Origin of the sequence: Wenjunlia tyrosinilytica (assembly GCF_014646055.1) — a bacterium.
Lineage (GTDB): Bacteria > Actinomycetota > Actinomycetes > Streptomycetales > Streptomycetaceae > Wenjunlia > Wenjunlia tyrosinilytica.
In genome coordinates this window covers 54,522-73,283 of the sequence record NZ_BMMS01000017.1, presented here as the reverse complement: position 1 = coordinate 73,283, position 18,762 = coordinate 54,522, and the positions used below count along the sequence as shown (strand labels likewise).

The 18,762-nt window shown below is 71.0% G+C and carries 12 protein-coding genes; 10 read left to right on the top strand and 2 right to left on the bottom strand.

Features of this window, described 5'->3' with window-relative positions; translation table 11 throughout:
- The first annotated feature begins 117 nt into the window (after window positions 1-117).
- A complete protein-coding gene (locus IEY86_RS20010) occupies window positions 118-1,170 on the top strand; it encodes an AfsR/SARP family transcriptional regulator (protein WP_189133139.1) in 1,053 nt (350 codons plus the stop codon).
- Window positions 1,171-1,433: 263 nt separating this feature from the next.
- On the opposite strand, the gene IEY86_RS20005 is transcribed toward IEY86_RS20010, so the two are convergent.
- On the bottom strand, window positions 1,434-2,087 hold the full coding sequence (locus IEY86_RS20005) for a hypothetical protein (protein ID WP_189133138.1): 654 nt from the start codon (window positions 2,085-2,087) through the stop codon (window positions 1,434-1,436).
- Between the two features lie 1,732 nt (window positions 2,088-3,819).
- Between IEY86_RS20005 and IEY86_RS20000 the strand changes: the two genes are divergently transcribed.
- The 9 genes from IEY86_RS20000 (at window position 3,820) to rox (ending at window position 17,502) form a co-directional block, all read left to right on the top strand.
- Entirely contained in the window at window positions 3,820-4,818 is a 999-nt protein-coding gene (locus IEY86_RS20000; protein WP_189133137.1) for a 3-oxoacyl-ACP synthase III family protein, read from the top strand.
- Window positions 4,819-4,821: 3 nt separating this feature from the next.
- A complete protein-coding gene (locus IEY86_RS19995; RefSeq protein ID WP_189133136.1) occupies window positions 4,822-5,805 on the top strand; it encodes a beta-ketoacyl-[acyl-carrier-protein] synthase family protein in 984 nt (327 codons plus the stop codon).
- A complete protein-coding gene (locus IEY86_RS19990; protein ID WP_189133135.1) occupies window positions 5,805-7,775 on the top strand; it encodes a fatty acid CoA ligase family protein in 1,971 nt (656 codons plus the stop codon). The genes IEY86_RS19995 and IEY86_RS19990 overlap by 1 nt, the downstream gene beginning before the upstream one ends.
- Window positions 7,772-8,812, top strand: coding sequence for an NAD-dependent epimerase/dehydratase family protein (locus IEY86_RS19985; protein ID WP_189133134.1), 1,041 nt, complete (start codon window positions 7,772-7,774; stop codon window positions 8,810-8,812). Before IEY86_RS19990 ends, IEY86_RS19985 begins: the two co-directional genes overlap by 4 nt.
- Window positions 8,813-9,060: 248 nt before the next feature.
- On the top strand, window positions 9,061-9,585 hold the full coding sequence (locus IEY86_RS19980; protein ID WP_229698601.1) for a GNAT family N-acetyltransferase: 525 nt from the start codon (window positions 9,061-9,063) through the stop codon (window positions 9,583-9,585).
- 74 nt (window positions 9,586-9,659) lie between these two features.
- The gene (locus IEY86_RS19975; protein WP_189133133.1) at window positions 9,660-12,695 is read left to right on the top strand and encodes a non-ribosomal peptide synthetase; all 3,036 of its coding nucleotides are present in this window, start codon (window positions 9,660-9,662) and stop codon (window positions 12,693-12,695) included.
- Between the two features lie 636 nt (window positions 12,696-13,331).
- Window positions 13,332-14,291, top strand: a complete 960-nt coding sequence (locus IEY86_RS19970; RefSeq protein WP_189133132.1) for an LCP family protein — start codon at window positions 13,332-13,334, stop codon at window positions 14,289-14,291.
- A 439-nt stretch (window positions 14,292-14,730) separates the two neighbouring features.
- The gene (locus IEY86_RS19965) at window positions 14,731-15,867 is read left to right on the top strand and encodes a Rieske 2Fe-2S domain-containing protein (RefSeq protein ID WP_189133131.1); all 1,137 of its coding nucleotides are present in this window, start codon (window positions 14,731-14,733) and stop codon (window positions 15,865-15,867) included.
- A gap of 207 nt (window positions 15,868-16,074) precedes the next feature.
- Complete coding sequence (gene rox, locus IEY86_RS19960; protein WP_189133130.1) at window positions 16,075-17,502, top strand: rifampin monooxygenase; 1,428 nt, start codon at window positions 16,075-16,077, stop codon at window positions 17,500-17,502.
- Between the two features lie 56 nt (window positions 17,503-17,558).
- Here rox and IEY86_RS19955 read toward each other — a convergent pair whose 3' ends face one another.
- Window positions 17,559-18,758 carry an RNA polymerase sigma factor gene (locus IEY86_RS19955; protein WP_189133249.1) on the bottom strand — a complete coding sequence of 400 codons (1,200 nt, stop codon included), beginning with the start codon at window positions 18,756-18,758 and terminating at the stop codon, window positions 17,559-17,561.
- Window positions 18,759-18,762: the final 4 nt, after the last annotated feature.

The window sequence follows — 18,762 nt, the reverse complement described above, 5'->3', positions numbered from 1 at the left end:
GTCAGCTGAAGGTGTATACGAAGCCGGGCGGGCACGGACTCAAAGCGAGGAGCCACCGCGGCCGCCCGGCGGCCGCGGAAGACCCCCGGGGACGGGTGGGACGATGGACAGTCCCTCGTGCCCCCCGCCGTCCGCCGCCCCCGTCCCGCCTTCGAGGGCGAGCGCCTTGACGTGGGCGCACCGCGCACATATGGGTCGCGCCTGCGGAAGCTGATCGAGCCGCGCCACGGCGAAGGGGACGCGCCGAAGGTCCTCGTGTCGGAACACGGCGGCTACGCCCTGCGGTTACCGGCGGACGCGGTGGATCCCGAGTGGTTCCGGCGGGATATGGCCGCCGCGGATCCCGCCCCGGCAGCGGGCCGCCCGGGGCAGGCGCGGGACCTGCTGCGTGGGGCGCTTGCCCTGGGGGGAGCGGCCCATGGCAGGTCTCAGCGGTCCGGGCTTCGAGGCGGAAAGGGCCCGGCTGTCCGACCGGCGGCTCTGCCCCTGGAGAGGCGGCTCGCCCTGGGTGCCGAACTGGGTGAGCACGCCGCGGTGCTCGGCGAGTTGCGTGAGCTGACCGAGCGGCATCCCCTGCGGGAACGGCTGGGCGGTTTTGCTCATGCGGGTGTTGGCGCTGAGCGGCCAGAAGGCGGAGGCACTGGCCTCCACGAACGCACCAGGCGTGTCCTGGCAGCGCAGTTCGGCCTCGACCCCGGGTACGAGATGGCCGCACTGGCCAGGAGCCTGACTCGGCGCGAGGCCCGCGGTCCCGCTACCGCCGACGTCCCGAAGGACGGCACAGGCACCGTCCGCGGCGAGTTCCTGCGCCCCGCCCAACTGCCCCGCGATCTGGCCGACTTCACCGGCCGTGGCGCCGCCGTCGAGCAGGTGACCGGCGCACTGACCTCAGCCGTTGGCCACGCGGCTCCCGTCGTGGTGGCCTCGGGCATGGCCGGTGTGGGCAAAAGCGCACTGGCGGTGCATGCGCCGCGCACCTCGTGCGCGGCCACTTCCCGCACGGTCGGCTCTACGCCGATCCGCGCGCGCCGGACGGCCGTCCGGCCGACATCGCGGCGGTCCTGGGGCCGTTCCTCCGCGCGCTTCGGGGACCGGTCGATCCGATCCCGGGGCACGTGGCGGACCAGGTCTGCCTCCACCGGTCCGAGCTCGCCGAGCGGCGGGTCCTGATCGTCCTGGACGACGTGGCCGATCCGGGATCGATCGGCCCACTGCTGCCCGGCGGTGCGGCCTGCGCCACGCTGGTCAGCAGTGGCCGCAGGCCCTCGGCGCCGGCCGGTGCCCGCCACACACATCTGGACGTGCTGTCGCGGCGCGAGGCACTCGGATCACGCTCCGCTGCGGGTACTGAGCCCGTCGGGGGGCCGGAAGGAGCCGCAGCCCGGGGCCCCGAGGGCTCTCGCGCCGCTGTGATCGGCGCGAGAGCCCGTTCCCTACTGGGCGTCTCCGGCTTGGGCGCACTTGGCCAGGGACTTGGCTCCGGGCCTGCCCGACCGGTCGTCGCCCTTCCTGACATCGAAATCGAGGTCGATGTCTCCTATGTTGACGGCGTTGTTCAGCGCGATCCCGCCCAGAGCAGCCTGGATGTTCTTCAGTCCGCCGGTGTCGGACCAGATCTCGGACAGCCCTTTGTTCACGGCGGCCAGCTGCGCGTTCATCTGCTGGACGCCGGTCTTCCCGGCGCCCTGCGCGAACGTTCCCGGAGCCTTGGAGTCGACCGCCGTGACCTTCACCTTCGGCGCGACCGGGGCGCCGAGGTCGAGGTTGTCGATGACCATCGAGACCTGGCTCGCGGGCAGCGCCCGCAGCGCGTTGCCCAGGTCGTTCAGACTCTGCTGCTGCGCACCGGCGAACGCCAGGGCCTTGGCCAGGTCGTTGAACCCGAAGGAGATGTCCTTGCCCGCCGTGACCACCACGTCCGAGGACTTTTCGTTCCCGGACGAGCAGGCGTCGGCCGCGGTCTTGGGCCGATTCCCGCCTTCTCCAGCCATGGCCGCGCCTGTGGCGGCGACCGCGGAGATCAGGGCCGCGCTCGCCAGGGACGCTCCGAGGACGCGGCGCTTGTTCGTACGTGCTGCATGTGACATACGTCCACCTTGCAGGGTTGGGTACAGGGCCAGGAGCGGCCGTCCGGGCGGGCGGGGACCGCCGACCTCGGCGCCGTCACCTCAACAGCGCCTACCCGTCCGCCGGTCGCCCCTGGTGCGGCGCTCGCCCATGGCCGTCTCGGCTTCTGGACGGCGGCGTCGCGCAGTTGGATACGGATGCGCGGCTCGCATCACTCAACTCACGCCACTCTCGCCCCAAATTCGTGGTGGGCAGGCCGGCGGACCGGCCGTTGCCGGGCTGCCCGGAAGGCCGGTCCCGGCACCGGTGGCCTTGGCTTTTCGGCCACGGTGGGGGTGGCGGCGAACTCGGCGAGTTCCTCGGCCCGCCGGACCGACGGGTCGGCGGGCCGGCGACCTGATGGCGCGGCAGGAAGCGGGTGAACGCCGGCCAGTGGCGCGGCACGGCCCGAGCCGGCTTGGCCGAGGACGCGATCGGTGGGCGGCCGCCCGCCTTCTTCGGGGCGGCCGCGGGCAAGAATCCAGCGCCTGGCGAAGGCAAGCGCGAATGCGCACCCCGACTCTTTCCAGCGACCGCTGGGGGCAATGACGACGAGAACAACGGTGCCGTTGGCTCGGGCAGCGGCGTACGGAAACACCGGCACGCAATCCTGACCGATTCCACTGTGACGCCGCCGCCGCGAAGCGTGCTCCCCTTTGTACGGTGGCTTCGTGTCCGAAGTCAAACCGTGGTGCCTTGCCGGCCCGTGGTCTCCGGTCGGCAACCACGTCGACAACAGCGCCGAACTCCTATTCATCCGAACGGCCGGGATCCCCGCGGGCATCCGGAAGCGGGCACAGGTGCCGACTCCGGCCCGTGCCGCGTGCCGAATGGTTCACACGTCTGTCATGAAGATGGACGACCAAGGAAACCTTTTCCTCTTAAATTGTTCAAGGAAGGAGACCGAGGCAACATTTCCTGGTTCAATCGTTTCGATCCGTGCTACCTGCCTCGGCAACCCTGTTGATACCTGCTCATGACAGGCGAATCACCTGCAAAGGGAGCGGAGTGCGGCCGCGTGGTGCTCGTCGTCGAGTGGCCTGCCGTGTCGGTGATTCGGGGTCATGGCCTGCGCGAACTGCGCGCGGAGCGGAGGGCGCGCCCATCCGTCGCCCGCGCCCGGGTGACGGAGGATACTGCCTGCGGGATGCGGTTCTGACCGCGCTCTCAAGGTACGCATGGATTTCAGCCGTAAGGCCTGTCGGCGGTGAAGTTCCGAGCCGTTCCGGACATGGGTCACGCGGAACTCGCCTTCGGGCGGCTCAAGATCCCGGTGTTTTTACGGGGAAGCGGCCGCCGCCGCCGTGCGCGGTAGCGGAGGGCTCCCCTCCGCCGCCTGTCGCCGAATGCCTGGAATTGGACATCCGTGGCTGGCGCCCGGCCCTTGAGGGCTGTCTGTTTCTGATTCCCCGGCGGTTTCTCTGTGGTTCAGTTGCTGACGCCAGCGGTCGCCGTTCCTGGACTTTGAGGTTGCGGGCGTACATGCCTCTATGCCTCTGCGTCCGGGCGCGGATCGCCCGGGTGCCCGGAGGGTCGCGCTCCTTCCCGCCGGACGCGTTTCGGGAAGGTGGCACCGATTCATCGCCGCATGAATTTCGGCGCCTTTCGCTCCGTCGGCCGCTGCATGAACGCGGACGTGTCCTAATTGAAAGAGAGTGTTCGGTGAACCACAGCAGGTTAGAAGCCATCGGGTCCTACCTCCCCACGACGGTGATGGGCACCGGGGAACTCCTCGAACGTCTGGAGAAGGCGCCGACGTTCGACTTCGTCAAGATCACGGGTATGACCGAGCGTCGCGTCGCCGACGACACCGCCGAGGTCCCGGAGAACAGCCTCACGATGGCCGTGTCGGCGGCCCGGGACAGCCTGGACCGTTCGGCGTACGCGCCGCAGGAGCTCGACGTCGTGATCTCCTGCTCCATCAGCCGCATGTCGGACGGACGGCGCCTGCAGTTCGAGCCCTCCTTCGCCCACCGCGTCGCCGAGGAGATCGGCGCGCGCGACGCCGCCCGCTTCGACGTCTCCAACGCCTGCGCGGGCATGATGACCGGCGTCTACCTGCTGGACCGGATGATCCGGGGCGGTGCGGTGCGCAACGGCCTGGTGGTCAGCGGTGAGCACATCACCCCCATCGCCTTCACGGCCGCGCGCGAGATGGACGACAGCCGCGATCCGCAGTTCGCGTCGTTGTCCGTGGGCGACTCCGCCGTCGCCGTCGTGATGGACCGTGCCACCGACGACCGGGACATGATCCATGAGGTCGAGCTGATGACCTGCTCGCAGTACTCGCACCTGTGCCTGGGCATGCCCAGCGACGACACCGGCGATATCGCGATGTACACCGACAACAAGGAGATGCACGCGCGGGAGCGGCTCTCGCTGTGGCCGTCCTTCCACAGCGACAGGCTGGCCGAGCGCGGGAGCAGGTTCGCCGACGAGGGATACGACTTCATCATCCATCACCAGGTCGGCAGCCGGTTCGTCGACTTGATGAACACCATCGGTGAGCGCAGCTTCGAAACCCCCATGCCGCAGTCGCTCACCGTCGTCGACAAGCTCGCCAACACCGCGAGCACCTCGCACTATCTCGTGCTGCATCAGGCGCTCGCGGAGGGCCGAATACCCACAGGCTCGAAGGTGCTGATGGTGCCCGCCGCCTCAGGCGTGGTGACCGGTTTCCTGTCCGCGACCGTCTCCTCCCTGGAGGTGTGACCCATGGCCACCGTCATCACCTCGGCCGCACTCAGCCCGGCCGACGTCTCCGGCAGCTCGATCGGCCAGGCGGCCGCCGCAGGCCTCGTGTGCCTGGGACGGGCCGGGATCGACGCCGCGGACGTCGATGTCCTCATCAACGTCGGCGTCTACCGCGACCTCAACATCGTCGAGCCGTCCATCGCCGCGCTGATCTCGAAGCGCATCGGCATCAACCTCGATTACCTCCACTGGCCCGACCAGCGAGCGGGCTTCTCGTTCGACCTGATGAACGGGGCCTGCGGCATGCTCAACGCCGTGCAGGCAGCGGATGCCCTGCTCTCCACCGGCAGCGCCCGCCGGGTGATGGTGGTCTCCGCGGACACCCACCCGTCGATGGACCGGTCCCGCGCCGGCACGGACGAGTTCCCGTACGCGAGCACCGGAGCCGCCTTGCTCCTCGAGCACACCGACGACGATCGCGGCTTCGGCCGTGTGCACCACCGGTCCCTGCCGGGCAGGCACGGAGTCAACGGCTATCTCCCACTGCGCGAGGCCGGCCCCACGGGGCGAAACACCATCGTGATCGACCGCGACGACGACGTACTCGACCGCATGCTCGATCTCGCCGTCGACGCGGTCCTTGCGACGCTGGCGGCGCAGAACTCCGGGACCGACGACACGGGGCCGGTCGCCCTCGACCGCACCCTGCTGATCACCTCGCAGCCCTCGCCCGGGTTCGCCGCAGAGCTCGCCAAGCGCCTGGGCCTGGCACCCGGGTTCGCCGCACAGCTCGCCAAGCGCCTGGGCCTGCCGGCCGACGGCGCCGTCACCGTCGACGGCGTCCACGGCGATCCGCACACCTCGGCGCTCGTCCACGGCTACAAGCAGGCACAGGAGACCGATCAGCTCACGGGCCACGACCGGGTCCTGTTCGTGGCCGTCGGCGCGGGGCTGACCTCGGCCGCCGCCTTCTACCGGCTCGCGGACGACGGGACCCGCCGCTGATGCCCGCCGCAATCTCACGCTCCGGCCGGCGGGACTCCCCGCCGGCCGGGCTCCTCGCCCGGCACGCAACCCTTGCCCCCGACAGGCCGGCCGTCGTCCACCCCGACCGGCACCGCGGCGAACCGGGAGACCGATCGGCCTACGTCACGGTCTCCTACGGGGAACTCGCCTCCCGCGTCGCGGCCTGCGCCGCCGGCCTCGAGGCGCGCGGCATCCGCCGCGGCACCCGCACCGCCGTGCTGGTGCCGCCCGGCGGCGACCTGCTGACGCTGGTCTTCGCGATGATGCACACAGGCGCCGTACCGGTGGTGGTCGATCCCGGGATGGGATTGAACCGCATGCTCGACTGCATCCGCCGGGTGGGTGTGGAGGCCTTCATCGGCGTACCGTCGGCGCATGTGCTGCGCCGACTTCGCCCGCGCGCGTTCGCCGGGGTGCGCAGCCCGGTCACGGTGGGCCGCAGAGACGGCAGCGGACTGCGGGAGCTGATCGCCCTCGGCGCCGGCAGGGAGCATCTGCCCGCCGTGCAGAGCGGACCGGACGACCTCGCCATGATCGGCTACACCACCGGCAGCACCGGACCGGCCAAGCCCGTCGAGCTCACCGTCGGCATGCTGCGCGGGATGGCGGACAGCGTCGAGCAGGCCCACTTCACGGACGACATGGACACCACCTTGGTCACCATGCCGCTGATGGGACTGCTCGATCTGATGGCCGGGCGCACCGTGGTGGTGCCGAGGATGAACATGGCCAGGGTCGGCGCCGCCGACCCGGCAGCGCTCACCGACGCCATCTGCCGCTTCTCGGTGAACGCGATGTTCGCCTCCCCGGCGCTCCTTGCCCCGCTCGCGGCCCATCTGGCCGCCACCGGGACGCCGCTGCCCTCGCTGCGCCTGGTCATCTCCGGTGGCGCCCCGGTCAGCCCCGCACTGATGGGGCAGGTGCGCGCCGTACTGCCGGACGAGGCACGGGTGTACAGCACCTACGGCGCGACGGAGGCCCTGCCGATCGCGCTTCTGGAGAGCCGGGAGGCATGGGGCGGGCCTGCCAATGGGCCGGCCGCCGGTCTCGGCGTCTGCCTGGGCCGCGCCGCGCCCGGCGTCACCATCCGCACCATCGTGATCGGCGACGCACCCGTGGCCCACTGGACGCCCGCACTGGCGGTCGAGCCGGGGGAACTGGGCGAGATAGCCGTACGCGGCCCGGCGGTCAGCCCCCGGTACTTCCGCAGCCCGCGGGCCGACGCCGAGCACAAGATCCAGGACGGTGACGGCCGCTGGCACCGCACCGGCGATGTCGGTTGGATCGACGAGGAGGGACGCGTCTGGTTCTGCGGGCGCAAGAGCCACCGGGTCCGCACGGCCGACGGCGATCTGCACACGGTGCGATGCGAGAACGTCTTCAACGCCCATCCGCAGGTGCGGCGCACCGCCCTGGTGGGCGTCGGGCCGCACGGCCGGCAGCGACCGGTGATCTGCGTGGAACTCGTGCCGGGCACCGACACCCGCCAGTGGCCCCGGATCGAGGGCGAGTTGCGCGACCTGGGCGCGGCCAACTCCATGACCGCGTCGATCGCGGACTTCCTGCCGCACCCGGCGTTCCCGGTGGACATCCGTCACAATGCCAAGATCCGCAGGGAGTTGCTGACGGGCTGGGCCGAGGACCGGCTCACGGGAAGCCGCCGCCCGACCGCGGCGGACCTGGCGCTGCGCACCGTCCCGCTGGCCGGCTGGGCATACCTGGCGGCGTGGCCGCTGCTGCCCTGGGACCATCCGGCGCTCACCGCGCTGTGGTGGATCGACGCCTTGTTGAGCATCGTCGTCCATGCGGCGCAGATACCGGCCGCCCTGCGCGCGGAGCATGAGTTGGCCACCGGACGCGCACCACGGGCCACCGCCGCTCTCACCATGCTCTTCGGTGCGACGTGGTGGCGGACGGCCCGGCGCGGGAGGAAGGCCGCTTCGGCATGAGGGTTCTGGTGACGGGCGCGTCCGGCTTCCTGGGCAGCCACATCGTCGACGCCTGTGTACGGGCCGGTGACGAGGTGCGTGTGCTGGTACGAAAGGAGAGCGACCTCGGCCACCTGCGCACGGTGCCGGGCATCGAGTTCGCGTACGGGGACCTGCGGGACACCGCGTCACTGCGCGCCGCGGCGCTCGGCGTCGACGTGGTGCACCACAGCGCGGCCCGGGTCACGGACCGGGGTACCCGCGCCCAGTTCCGGGAGGAGAACGTCGAAGGCACCCGGCGCCTGATGACCGCGGCTCGGCAGGGCGGGGCACGCCGGTTCGTCTTCATCAGCAGTCCCAGCGCTCTGATGGGAATCCGCGACGGCGACCGGCTCGACATCGACGAGAGCGAACCCTATCCGCGGCGCTTCCTCAACCTCTACTCGGAGACGAAGGCCGCCGCGGAGCGGCTGGTGCTGGCCGCCGACCGCCCGGACTTCACGACGGTCGCGCTGCGTCCGCGGGCCGTGTGGGGCCCGCGCGACCACTCGGGCTTCCTGCCGCGGCTGCTCGCGAAAATGATGACCGGCAGCCTGCCGGACCTGTCCGGGGGCAGGCCGGTGTACGCCTCGCTCTGCCACTGCGACAACGCTGCCGCGGCCAGTGTCCGTGCGGCCCGGGCCGGCGGTGTCGGCGGCAGGGCGTACTTCGTCGCGGACCCCGAGCCGGTGGAGGTGTGGAGCACACTGGCCGACCTGGCCGCGCGCTTCGGCGGCACACCGCCCACCAAGCGGGTACCACTCGGGCTGCTGCGGGCCGTCGCCTTCACGGCCGACATGGTCTGGAAGCTGCCGCCGCTGGCCGAACGGACCTCGCCGCCCCTCTCCCGCTACTCGCTGGCCCTGCTGACCCGCTCGGCGACGTACGACACCTCGGCGGCGCGGCGTGATCTCACCGCACCGGTGGTGGACCACGAGACCGGCATGGAGCAGCTGACGGCATGGATCGACGCCGTCGGCGGCGTCGACGAGTTCGTCCGGAAGGTGAGGCAGCCATGAGGGGAACCGCTCGGCACCGTTGACCCATCGAGGGGCACCAGCACGTGGTCGCGGCCCCTTTGCGGCCGCGCGTTGCAGGAGCGACTTGTGCCCACGGTCCCGGAAGCGACCCGGCATGCGCGGAGCATGCCCGCCGATCCACCAGGCCCCGACACCGCGGTCACGCCCACTTCGTCGGGGCCTGGTGCCGGGCCGGCTTCCACCGGACCCGAATTACCGATCCAGTGCTTCCTCGAAGGAGTGTGAATTTGGACAGCGTACGCATCAGAGCAGGTGGACCGGACGACGCCGCCGCCACGACAGACCTGCTGGACACCGCCGTGGCATGGCTGGTGGATCAGGGCAGGACAGGGCAATGGGGATCGGCACCGTGGTCCTCGCAGCCGGCCTCGGTACGGCGCATCAGGCGGTACACCACCGACCTGACAGTGAGGGTGGCCGAACTGGAGGGCGCCGTCGTCGGCGTGTGCGTTCTGTCGGAAACGCCTCAGCCTTACGTGACGCCTGCCGACGAACGGGAGCTGTACATCATGCTGCTGGTGACGGCCCGGTCGTCGACCGGCCGGGGCATCGGCGCGACCCTCGTCGACGATGCCCGTGCCGAGGCCGTCCGGCGCGGGATCAGCCTGCTGCGAACAGACTGCTACGACGGTGACGGTGCCCTGGTCGAGCACTACCGCAAGCTGGGATTCCGTCCGGTGCGGTCGATTGACGTGCACGTTCCCGGGCGGGGGGAGCCGTGGCCGTGCAGGGTCCTGGAAACGCGCGTCTGACGCCGCCCGCGTCGAGCGCCACTTCGGATCGCCCTTTCGGATGACGCAACCCACATGACAAGGATATTCACGGCATGACGACATACCGGCACAGTCCCCCCACGGACGAGTCGCTGCGACCGCTTCCCTTCCGGCGTCCGATCTCCCCCAACGAGTGGATCTACCTTGCCGGTGAACGGTTGATTCCGCCGTTCGCCATCCAGATCGCGATCGAGGGGACCGGCACGATCCCCACCGAGGAGTTGCGCAAGGCCGTCGACCGGTCCGCGGCCGCCTGTCCCGGGGCACGGCTGGTACGACTCGGCAGGATGTGGATGGACAGCGGACGGGCGCCCGCCGTCCGCACCGTACGTTCGTTCGCCACGCAGTCTTCCCAGGTCCTCGACACGCGCGGTGGACCGAGCTGTGAGGTGGTGCTGCGCAAGGGGGAACGGCCCGCGCTGCTCTTTCGCGCCCACCACGCGGTGATGGACGGCCGCGGCGTCCTCGACTGGGTTTTGGACACGTTCCGGGCCCTGCGCGGGGAGGAGCCCCTGGGCGCGCCCTCGCCGCTGTACGACCTGGCGCTCCTTCAGGAACTGGCCGGAACGGGCAGACCGGCTCGGCGCTCTCGGCTGACGCCTCGATTCCGTTCCCCGTTCACCGGAACGGGCAGTGTCCGCGGTGGCGGATGGCTGGAGCGGATGGTCGACGGCTCGCACTCGGCGGTGATCGCCAAGGCCGCTGCCGCACTCACGGACGCCACCGGGGACCGCGCCCGCGTCATGGTGCCCGTGGACCTGCGCCGGCACCGCCGCGGCCTGCGCTCCACCGCCAACCTCAGCCTTCCGGTCCTCCTCGACGGCCGGCCCGGCGACCCCTGGGAGGAATGGCACCGGCGCCTCCTGCATGCCCTGGAGAACCACTGCGAACTCGCCCTGGGCGAGGAACGCGCCGCCCTTCGCCTCCCGCTCGGTCCCTTGAGTACCGCGCTGGGTCTGGCGCAGGTCGCGACCCGTGCTCTGGGCCGGTACCCGTGCACTGCCCTGATCACCCATCTGGGCCGCATCGAGGAAAAGGAGCTTCAGGCACCCGGGTTCGAGGCCACCGAGGTGTACTCCCTGCCGCAGCAGGTCCCCTTCGTCCCTCTGGCCCTGGTCGCGGCGGAGTTCCGCGGCGTCACCCGGCTCACCATGCCCGATCCCGGCACCGTTCGGGACACCCAGCGGGCACAGGGGCTTCTCGACGCCGTCGCCGAGAAGCTCGTACCCAAGGCCGACCGCGGCCCGGCGGTCAAGGGCCCCCGCCTTCACGGTCCGTCGGCGACACTCACCCGGATGCTGCACCGCCAGGTGGAGCGCACTCCCGAAGCGGTCGCCCTCACCGGGCCCGAGGGAACGCTGAGCTACGCGGAGCTCGACCGCCGCTCCGACGCCGTCGCCGCGGAACTGCGGCGGCACGGCGCAGGGCGCGGCTCCGTCGTCGGACTGCTCGGCGGCCGCACGGCCGCCGCCATCACCGGACTGTGGGGGATCCTCAAGGCCGGCGCCGCGTATCTGCCGCTGGACCCCAGACATCCCCGCACCCGCATCGCCTCGATCCTGGCGGACTCGGGCGCAGGCCTCTGCCTCGTCGGCCGCGAGCAGCAGGACCGGATCGGCCCGCACTGCCGTGCCCCCGTTCTGGATGACCTCATGGTGGCCTTCCTGTCCGAGGACGCGCCGGCCAGCGGGGCGATGCCCGGCCCGGGCGCCCCCACACCGCAGGACCTGGCGTACGTCATCTACACCTCCGGGTCGACGGGCAGGCCCAAGGGCGTCATGGTCGAGCACGGGGCGCTGGCGGACTACGCGTGCTGGGCGATCCGGCGCTACCGCATCGACGAGGACAGCCGGTTCGGGATGTTCACCTCGCTCGCCTTCGACCTGACCGGCACCGCGCACCTGCTACCGCTGCTGTCCGGCGGCAGTGTCGCACTCGTCCCCGAAGAGCCCGACCACGCCACTCTGACAAGGCTGCTCACCACCTCCGGCGCGAACGCCCTCAAACTCACCCCCGCCCACCTCGAACTCATCGCCGCTCTCGGCATCCGCCCCAAAGGCTTCCGCCTCCTGGTCGTCGGGGGCGAGCAACTGCGCGGCGCCACGGCCGCCCGTGCTCAGGAGATGTTCGGCCCGGACTGCCGAATCATCAACGAGTACGGCCCCACCGAGGCCACCATCGGCTGCATCGTCCACACCTTCGACCCGCGGCGCGACGCCGACCGGAACGCCGTCCCCATCGGCCTGCCCACCGACAACACCGCCGTCCACCTCCTGGGCCCCAGCGGCATTCCGGTTCCGCCCGGGGAGACGGGCGAGATACACCTCGCCGGCACCCAACTGGCACGCGGCTACCTCGGGCGTCCCGATCTGACCCGTGAACGGTTCCGCAACCTCGCCGACGGCACCCGCGTCTACCGCACCGGGGACCGGGCCCGGCTCACCCCCGACGGCGTACTGGAGTTCCTCGGCCGCACCGACGACCAGGTCTCCATACGAGGGCACCGCATCGAACCCGGTGAGGTCGATGCGGCGCTGGAGACCCACCCGGACGTCACCCGGGCCGTGGCCGTCGCCCGCCCCCCACGCCCGGGCGCGGAACCGGTCCTGTGCGCCTACATCACCGGGACGGCCACACCGGACGGCCTCCGCGAGCACGTCGCGCGGCTCCTGCCCTCCTACCTCGTCCCAGCCGCCGTGTGCGTCCTCGAGACCTTTCCGCTCACCACGAACGGGAAGATCGACACCGCCGCGCTGCCCGCCGCCTTCAGCACCGCGCAAACCACGCAGGCCCCCCGTACGGACGACCAGAGCCGACGGGATCCACTCGAGAAGGACGTGGCACAGATCTGGGCCAGGATCCTGGAGGCCGACCCGCAGACCATCCACCCCGACTCGAACTTCAGTCACCTCGGCGGTGACTCCCTGGAACTGCTGACGATGCTCCACCAGGTCGCGCGCGACCTCGTGGGCGAGCACGGCAAGGCAGCGTTCGAGTCCAAGCATCGCGATCTCATCGGCCGTCCCACTCTGAGGAGGATCTGCGAGGCAGCCCGCGCCTGCACCGCCCAGAACGATCTCGTGGAGTGACCCGCGAGGGCTGCGGTGTCCGGCTCGCAGCGCCCTCGCCATCGGCGGAAACCGCGATGGACATGGATGAAGGCTCCGGGCCGAAGGAAAACCGATCCGTCTCGCGACCAGGTCCGGAACGGGAACCCGTTTGGCGTCCCCATACGTCCGAGTGCCATGGACGGTGTATCAGGTTGGCGAATGCATGGTGGGAAGTACCGGCGGCCGCTCACGGGTGCCGACCGGCGCGGGACGGCTGCCGCCAGTGGAACGGCGGTCGGTGGTACGGCTGTTGCGCGAAGGAGCGAGTCTCGCGGAGAAGACGGGAAGGGGAGCGGGGACGCCGACGGGAATGCCGCGGACGGCGGGCAGGCGGGAGTTGGCGCTCACCCGGACGGCATGGGCCGGCGCCGGGGGCGCGGCGACCCGTCTTCACAGGGCGGTGGCCTGAGACCGGTGCAGGGCCGGGGTGCGTATGCGCGCCCGACGGACCTGGCGCGGCGAACCCGGACGTCCCCGCAGGGCGCGGACGGCCACCCGGCCGTGCCGCACCGGTTCGCAAGCGATCCGGCCCATTCGGACGCGGATCCGTCCACCGGCGGTGACCGCCGCCCCCGATCCCACGGCGGACGGCGCTTCAGGAGGACGAGGAGGGCGATGGCCCTCGCTCTTTCCATGCTGGTGATCGCGCCCTTGGGCCTGTACCTGTGGGCCGACGCCAGTCTCGACCGCAGGGTCGATCTCGGCTTGCTCCCGGACCGGCCGCCGCGGGGGAGGGGAACCAACTACCTCATCGTGGGGTCCGACAGCCGGAAGGGCCTGTCAGCGCAGGCCAAGAAGGAACTGCACACAGGATCGGCCGACGGCCGCCGCACCGATTCGATGATCCTGCTGCACACCGGCGCGCACGGCACCACGATGGTGAGTCTGCCGCGCGACTCCTGGGTGACGATCCCCCCGTTCATCCGGCCCGAGACCGGCACGCACCACCGCGCGGCGCCGGACAAGCTCAACGCCGCGTTCTCCATCGGCGGACCCGATCTGCTCGTGCGGACCGTGGAACGCAACACCGGCCTGCGCGTCGACCACTACGTGGAGATCGGCTTTCGGGGCTTCGTGGACATCGTGGACAAGGTCGGCGGCATACGGATGTGCCTGGACAAGGAGGTGAAGGACAAGGATTCGGGCGCCGACCTGAGCAGGGGCTGCCACACCCTCGACGGGGCGCAGTCCCTTGCCCTCGTCCGCGAGCGCCATCAAGAGGCCCAGGGCGATCTCGGCCGGACGAGGAACCAGCAGAGGTTCCTGTCCGCGCTCGCGGACAGGGCCTCCACACCGGAGGTCCTGTACAACCCCCGCAAGATCTACACGACCGCCGATGCGGCACTCGGCACGCTGAAGGTGGACAAGTCCATGGACCTGTGGGACCTGGCGTCGCTGCTTCGGGCGATGCGGAGCGTCACGCGCGGCAAGGGCGCGCGGGTCAATGTGCCGTTGTCCGCCGTGGGCGTCCCCAGCTCCAAGGGCAGCACGGTGAGGTGGGACAGGACCGAGGCGAACAAGCTCTTCACCGAGCTGAGGAGGGACCAGCCGGTGGGAGGTGAGAAGCACGGTTGACGGTGGCCCGCCCTCAGCCGTGGTCGGACTCCCCGGTGCGCCCGGTGGCCCGGCAGCCCATGGCCGCCCCTGACCGGCGTCCTCGGGTCGACCCGCCCGGCCTCCAGCCCGGAGCACCCGTGTGGCGCGGGGGTGTGCTTTGGGCTGTTCGGGTTGGCAGCGCCCGGCCCAGGGGGCGCCCCTGGCCCCTGTCACCCTACGAGGGGAGCCTGATCAGCACGATGCCGGGGAAACGCAAAGGGTGATCGAGGAGTGCGGCGGCGGCTCGGGCCGCCCGCCGATGTCCTGAAGGAGGAAAAAGTACCGTTCACCGTTCGAAGCAGCCGGGCGTAGTTGTCGAACGCCTGGGACAGCAGAGCAACCGCACGCCGCGCTGCAGGGCGGACATCCCGCGTTCTCCTTGTTCCGTTTCACGTATCTGCCTGCGAGGGAGCAGCGCATGACCGAGGCACAGCCCGCAAGGGACGGGGCCAGGGCGGCCGGGTCGGCGAGCGGCCGTCATCGTCCTCGTGATCACCGCTCCGGAGCGGTCGCGGACCTTCGGCGCATTGGGATCGATCCGGATTTCTGGTACCCGGTCGCCGTATCCGCGAGCGTACCGAGGAGCAAGACGTTCGCTGCCGTGTTCGCAGGCCACCGGATCGTCCTGTACCGCGGTGGGAGCGGCGAAGTCTATGCGCTGGAGGACCGGTGCGCCCACCGTCAGGTGCCACTGAGCATGGGTGCCGTGGAAGGCGAGGTCCTGCGCTGCTGTTATCACGCCTGGGCCTACCGCGGGAGCGGTCGCATCTCGCAGATCCCGTATCTTCCCAAGGGCGTCGACCGGCCGCCGCGCGGTGTACGGGCCTATCCGGTCCGCGAAGCGTACGGCCTGGTGTTCGTCTTTCCGGGCGATCCGGAGAAGGCGGACGCGGCAGCGCTGCCCGAGCTGCCGGAGTTCGATTCCGCCGGGTACAAGACCATGGCGTTCTCGCGAACCGTGCGCTGCCACTACTCGTTCATGCACGAAAATCTTCTCGACATGAATCACCAGTTCCTGCACCGGGGCGTTCTCGGCAAGGTCCAGCCCACGCTCCTCGGGTACGAAACGGGTCCGCGGTTCGTGGAGGCCAGGTACCTCTTCACCCCTGCCGGCGGGAAGAAGGACCGCGGCGCTGGTCTCCTCTCGGCCGAGGGGCTCAGTGGAGGCAGGAAACCCGACGTCATCACTGTCCGCACCGAGTACCCCTACCAGACGCTTCAAGCGGTCCCCGAGGGCGCCGAACTCCCGGCGTTCTCCCTATGGGCGGCCTACGTACCGGAAGACGCCGAACAGCGCACCAATCACGCCTATGGCCTGCTCATGATCGCTAAGCCGCCGATCCCGGGGGCCCTCCGCCTCGCCTGGCCGTTCATCCGCCGCTTCACCGAACGGGTGTTCGCCGAGGACCGGATGGCAGTCGAGGCCGAGCAGCGGGCCTGGGACGAGCAGGGCGAAGACCGCAACCAGGAGGTGTTCCCGTTGATCCTCGACGTCCGCGAGGTGTTGCGCGCCAACGGCGTCCCTCTCCACCCCGCACCCGCCCTGTCGCGATAGTCGCCCCGGGTCGACGGGAACCGCTGTTCGTGGCGCGTCGCCGACGCGCGGAGGGCTGGTCCGCCCAGAGCGGACGACAAAGGCAAAGGCAAGGAGTTCCCACTCCTCGCCACTCTCAACGTATAGCGCACCGGGGGGCTTGCGGCAAGGCCCCGGTCGTGCCGCAGAATCGTCGGCCGAAGCCAGAACCTGGGGGAATGGGGTTTCATGATTGACGTGATCGTGGTCGGCGGCGGACCAACCGGCTTGATGCTGGCCGGCGAGTTGCGGCTGCACGGCGTGCACGCGCTCGTGCTGGAGAAGGAGACGGAGCCGACCGGGTATGTCCGCGCGCTCGGCCTGCACGTGCGCAGCGTCGAGATGATGGACCAGCGCGGTCTGCTGGAGCGGTTCCTCGCGCACGGCGAGCAGTTCGCAGTCGGCGGTTTCTTCGCCGGCATCGGCAGGACATGGCCCGACCGACTGGACACCGCGCACTCGTACGTCCTCGCCATCCCGCAAACCATCACCGATCGTCTGCTGGCCGAGCACGCCACCGAACTCGGCGCCGAGATCCGGCGCGGCTGCGAACTGGCCGGGCTGAGCCAGGACCAACACGGGGTGACCGCCGAGCTGGCCGACGGCACGCGGCTGCGCTCGCGCTACCTCGTCGGCTGCGACGGCGGCCGCAGCACGGTGCGCAAGCTGCTCGGCGTCGGCTTCCCCGGCGAGCCCACCAGGGTCGAGACGCTGCTGGGCGAGATGGAGGTGGCCGTGCCGCCGGAGACGCTGGCCGCCGTGGTGGCCGAAGTCCGCAAGACCCACCTTCGGTTCGGCGCCGCACCCTTCGGGGGAGGCGCGTACCGCGTTGTCGTGCCCGCCGAAGGGGTGGCCGAGGACCGCTCCGTCCCACCGACCCTCGAGGAGTTCAAGCAACAGCTGCGGGTGTTCGCCGGCACCGACTTCGGCGTGCACTCACCGCGCTGGCTGTCCCGCTTCGGCGACGCAACCCGGCTGGCCGAGCGCTACCGGACCGGCCGGGTGCTGCTGGCCGGCGACGCGGCGCACATCCACCCGCCGACCGGCGGGCAGGGCCTCAACCTCGGCGTCCAGGACGCGTTCAACCTCGGCTGGAAACTGGCCGCCGAGGTCGGCGGCTGGGCACCGGAGGGGCTGCTGGACAGCTACCACACCGAACGGCACCCGGTGGCCGCCGACGTGCTGGACAACACCCGCGCGCAGATGCTGCTGATGTCCCCCGAGCCGGGTCCCCGGTCGGTGCGCCGACTGGTGTCGGAACTGGTGGACTTCGAGGACGTGAACCGATACCTGATCGAGAAGATCACTGCGATCGGGGTCCGCTACGACTTCGGCGAGGGGCATGAACTGCTCGGCCGGCGGATGCGGGACATGGGGCTGAAGCGGGGGCGCCTCTACGAACTGATGCACCGCGGCCGCGGGCTACTGCTCGACCAGACCGGCCGGCTCTCGGTCGCGGGCTGGGCAGACCGGGTGGACCACGTCGTCGACGTCAGCGAGGAACTGGACGTGCCCGCGGCGCTGCTGCGGCCGGACGGCCACGTGGCGTGGGTCGGCGAAGACCAGCAGGATCTGCTCAGCCGGCTGCCCGAGTGGTTCGGCGCTGCCGTCGGCTGAGCGACCTCTTCGCCGCCGAGCCCCTCGTCCGCAATGAACGGCGGCGCCATGAGTGCCTATCGGCGGGCGTTGAGCCGGGCGGCCTGGCGCGTCAGGTGGTCGCGCTCGGCGAGGTTGGGTGCCTTCTGGGCCGCCTCGGCGTACAGCCGTGCCGCCGTCGCCAGGTCGCCGTCGCGCTCGTGGAGATACGCCGCCACCGCGGCGTGGCGGGGCAAGGGGTATCCCATGCTCGAAGAGCTTGGGGAAGAATCGTCCAGCGCCGCGAGCGCCGCCAGGCCGGCGCGCGGTCCGTCGGCCTCGCCGACGGCCACCGCGCGGTTGAGCCGGACGATCGGGTTGTCGGTCAGGCGCGTGAGCTCGTCGTACCACTCGACGATCTGCACCCAGTCGGTCTCCTGGGCGGTGGGCGCGTCGGCGTGGAGTGCCGCGATGGCGGCCTGGGCCTGGAACTCGCCCAGCCGGTCGCGGGCGAGGGCCGCCTGCAGGATCTCGACGCCCTCGGCGATCACTTTCGTGTCCCACCGGCCGCGGTCCTGCTCGGCGAGCGGCACCAGGCTGCCGTCGGGCGCGGTCCGGGCGGCACGCCGGGCGTGGTGGAGCAGCATGAGGGCGAGCAGTCCCGCCACCTCGGGGTGGTCGATCGCGGCCGCGAGCTGCCGGGTGAGCCGGATGGCCTCGGCGGCGAGGTCGACGTCGCCGCTGTAGCCCTCGTTGAAGACCAGGTAGAGGACGCGCAGCACGGTGGCGACGTCGCCGGGCTGGTCGAACCGCACGCCGGAGACGGTGCGCTTGGCCCGGCTGATGCGCTGCGCCATGGTCGCCTCGGGCACCAGGTAGGCCTGGGCGATCTGGCGGGTGTTCAGTCCGCCGACGGCGCGCAGCGTGAGCGCGACCGCGGACGACGGCGTCAGCGAAGGGTGGGCGCAGAGGAAGTAGAGCTGCAGTGTGTCGTCCACCGCAGGCGCGGGCCCGGGCGCCGGCTGCTCGTCGAAGAGGTCCTCACGCCGGCGGCGGGCGGCGTCCGCCCGGGTCGCGTCGAGGAACCGGCGCCAGGCCACGGTGACCAGCCAGCCCTTCGGGTCCCGCATGGGGTTTCCCCTGTTCGAAGGGCCTGCGGAGGGATCGGTCGGCCAGACGCGGACCGCCTCGACCAGCGCGTCCTGCACGGCGTCCTCGGCCGCCGCGAAGTCGGCTCCGCGGCGGACGAGGATGGCGACCACGCTCGGCGTGAGGCTCCGGAGCAGGACCTCGTCCATCGAT

Excerpts from the sequence above, each read along its gene's own strand:
- IEY86_RS20005 (WP_189133138.1), bottom strand. The coding sequence starts at position 2,087 with ATGTCACATGCAGCACGTACGAACAAGCGCCGCGTCCTCGGAGCGTCC.
- IEY86_RS20000 (WP_189133137.1), top strand. The coding sequence starts at position 3,820 with ATGGGCACCGGGGAACTCCTCGAACGTCTGGAGAAGGCGCCGACGTTC.
- IEY86_RS19995 (WP_189133136.1), top strand. The coding sequence starts at position 4,822 with ATGGCCACCGTCATCACCTCGGCCGCACTCAGCCCGGCCGACGTCTCC.
- IEY86_RS19990 (WP_189133135.1), top strand. The coding sequence starts at position 5,805 with ATGCCCGCCGCAATCTCACGCTCCGGCCGGCGGGACTCCCCGCCGGCC.
- IEY86_RS19985 (WP_189133134.1), top strand. The coding sequence starts at position 7,772 with ATGAGGGTTCTGGTGACGGGCGCGTCCGGCTTCCTGGGCAGCCACATC.
- IEY86_RS19975 (WP_189133133.1), top strand. The coding sequence starts at position 9,660 with ATGACGACATACCGGCACAGTCCCCCCACGGACGAGTCGCTGCGACCG.
- IEY86_RS19970 (WP_189133132.1), top strand. The coding sequence starts at position 13,332 with ATGGCCCTCGCTCTTTCCATGCTGGTGATCGCGCCCTTGGGCCTGTAC.
- IEY86_RS19965 (WP_189133131.1), top strand. The coding sequence starts at position 14,731 with ATGACCGAGGCACAGCCCGCAAGGGACGGGGCCAGGGCGGCCGGGTCG.
- rox (WP_189133130.1), top strand. The coding sequence starts at position 16,075 with ATGATTGACGTGATCGTGGTCGGCGGCGGACCAACCGGCTTGATGCTG.
- IEY86_RS19955 (WP_189133249.1), bottom strand. The coding sequence starts at position 18,758 with ATGGACGAGGTCCTGCTCCGGAGCCTCACGCCGAGCGTGGTCGCCATC.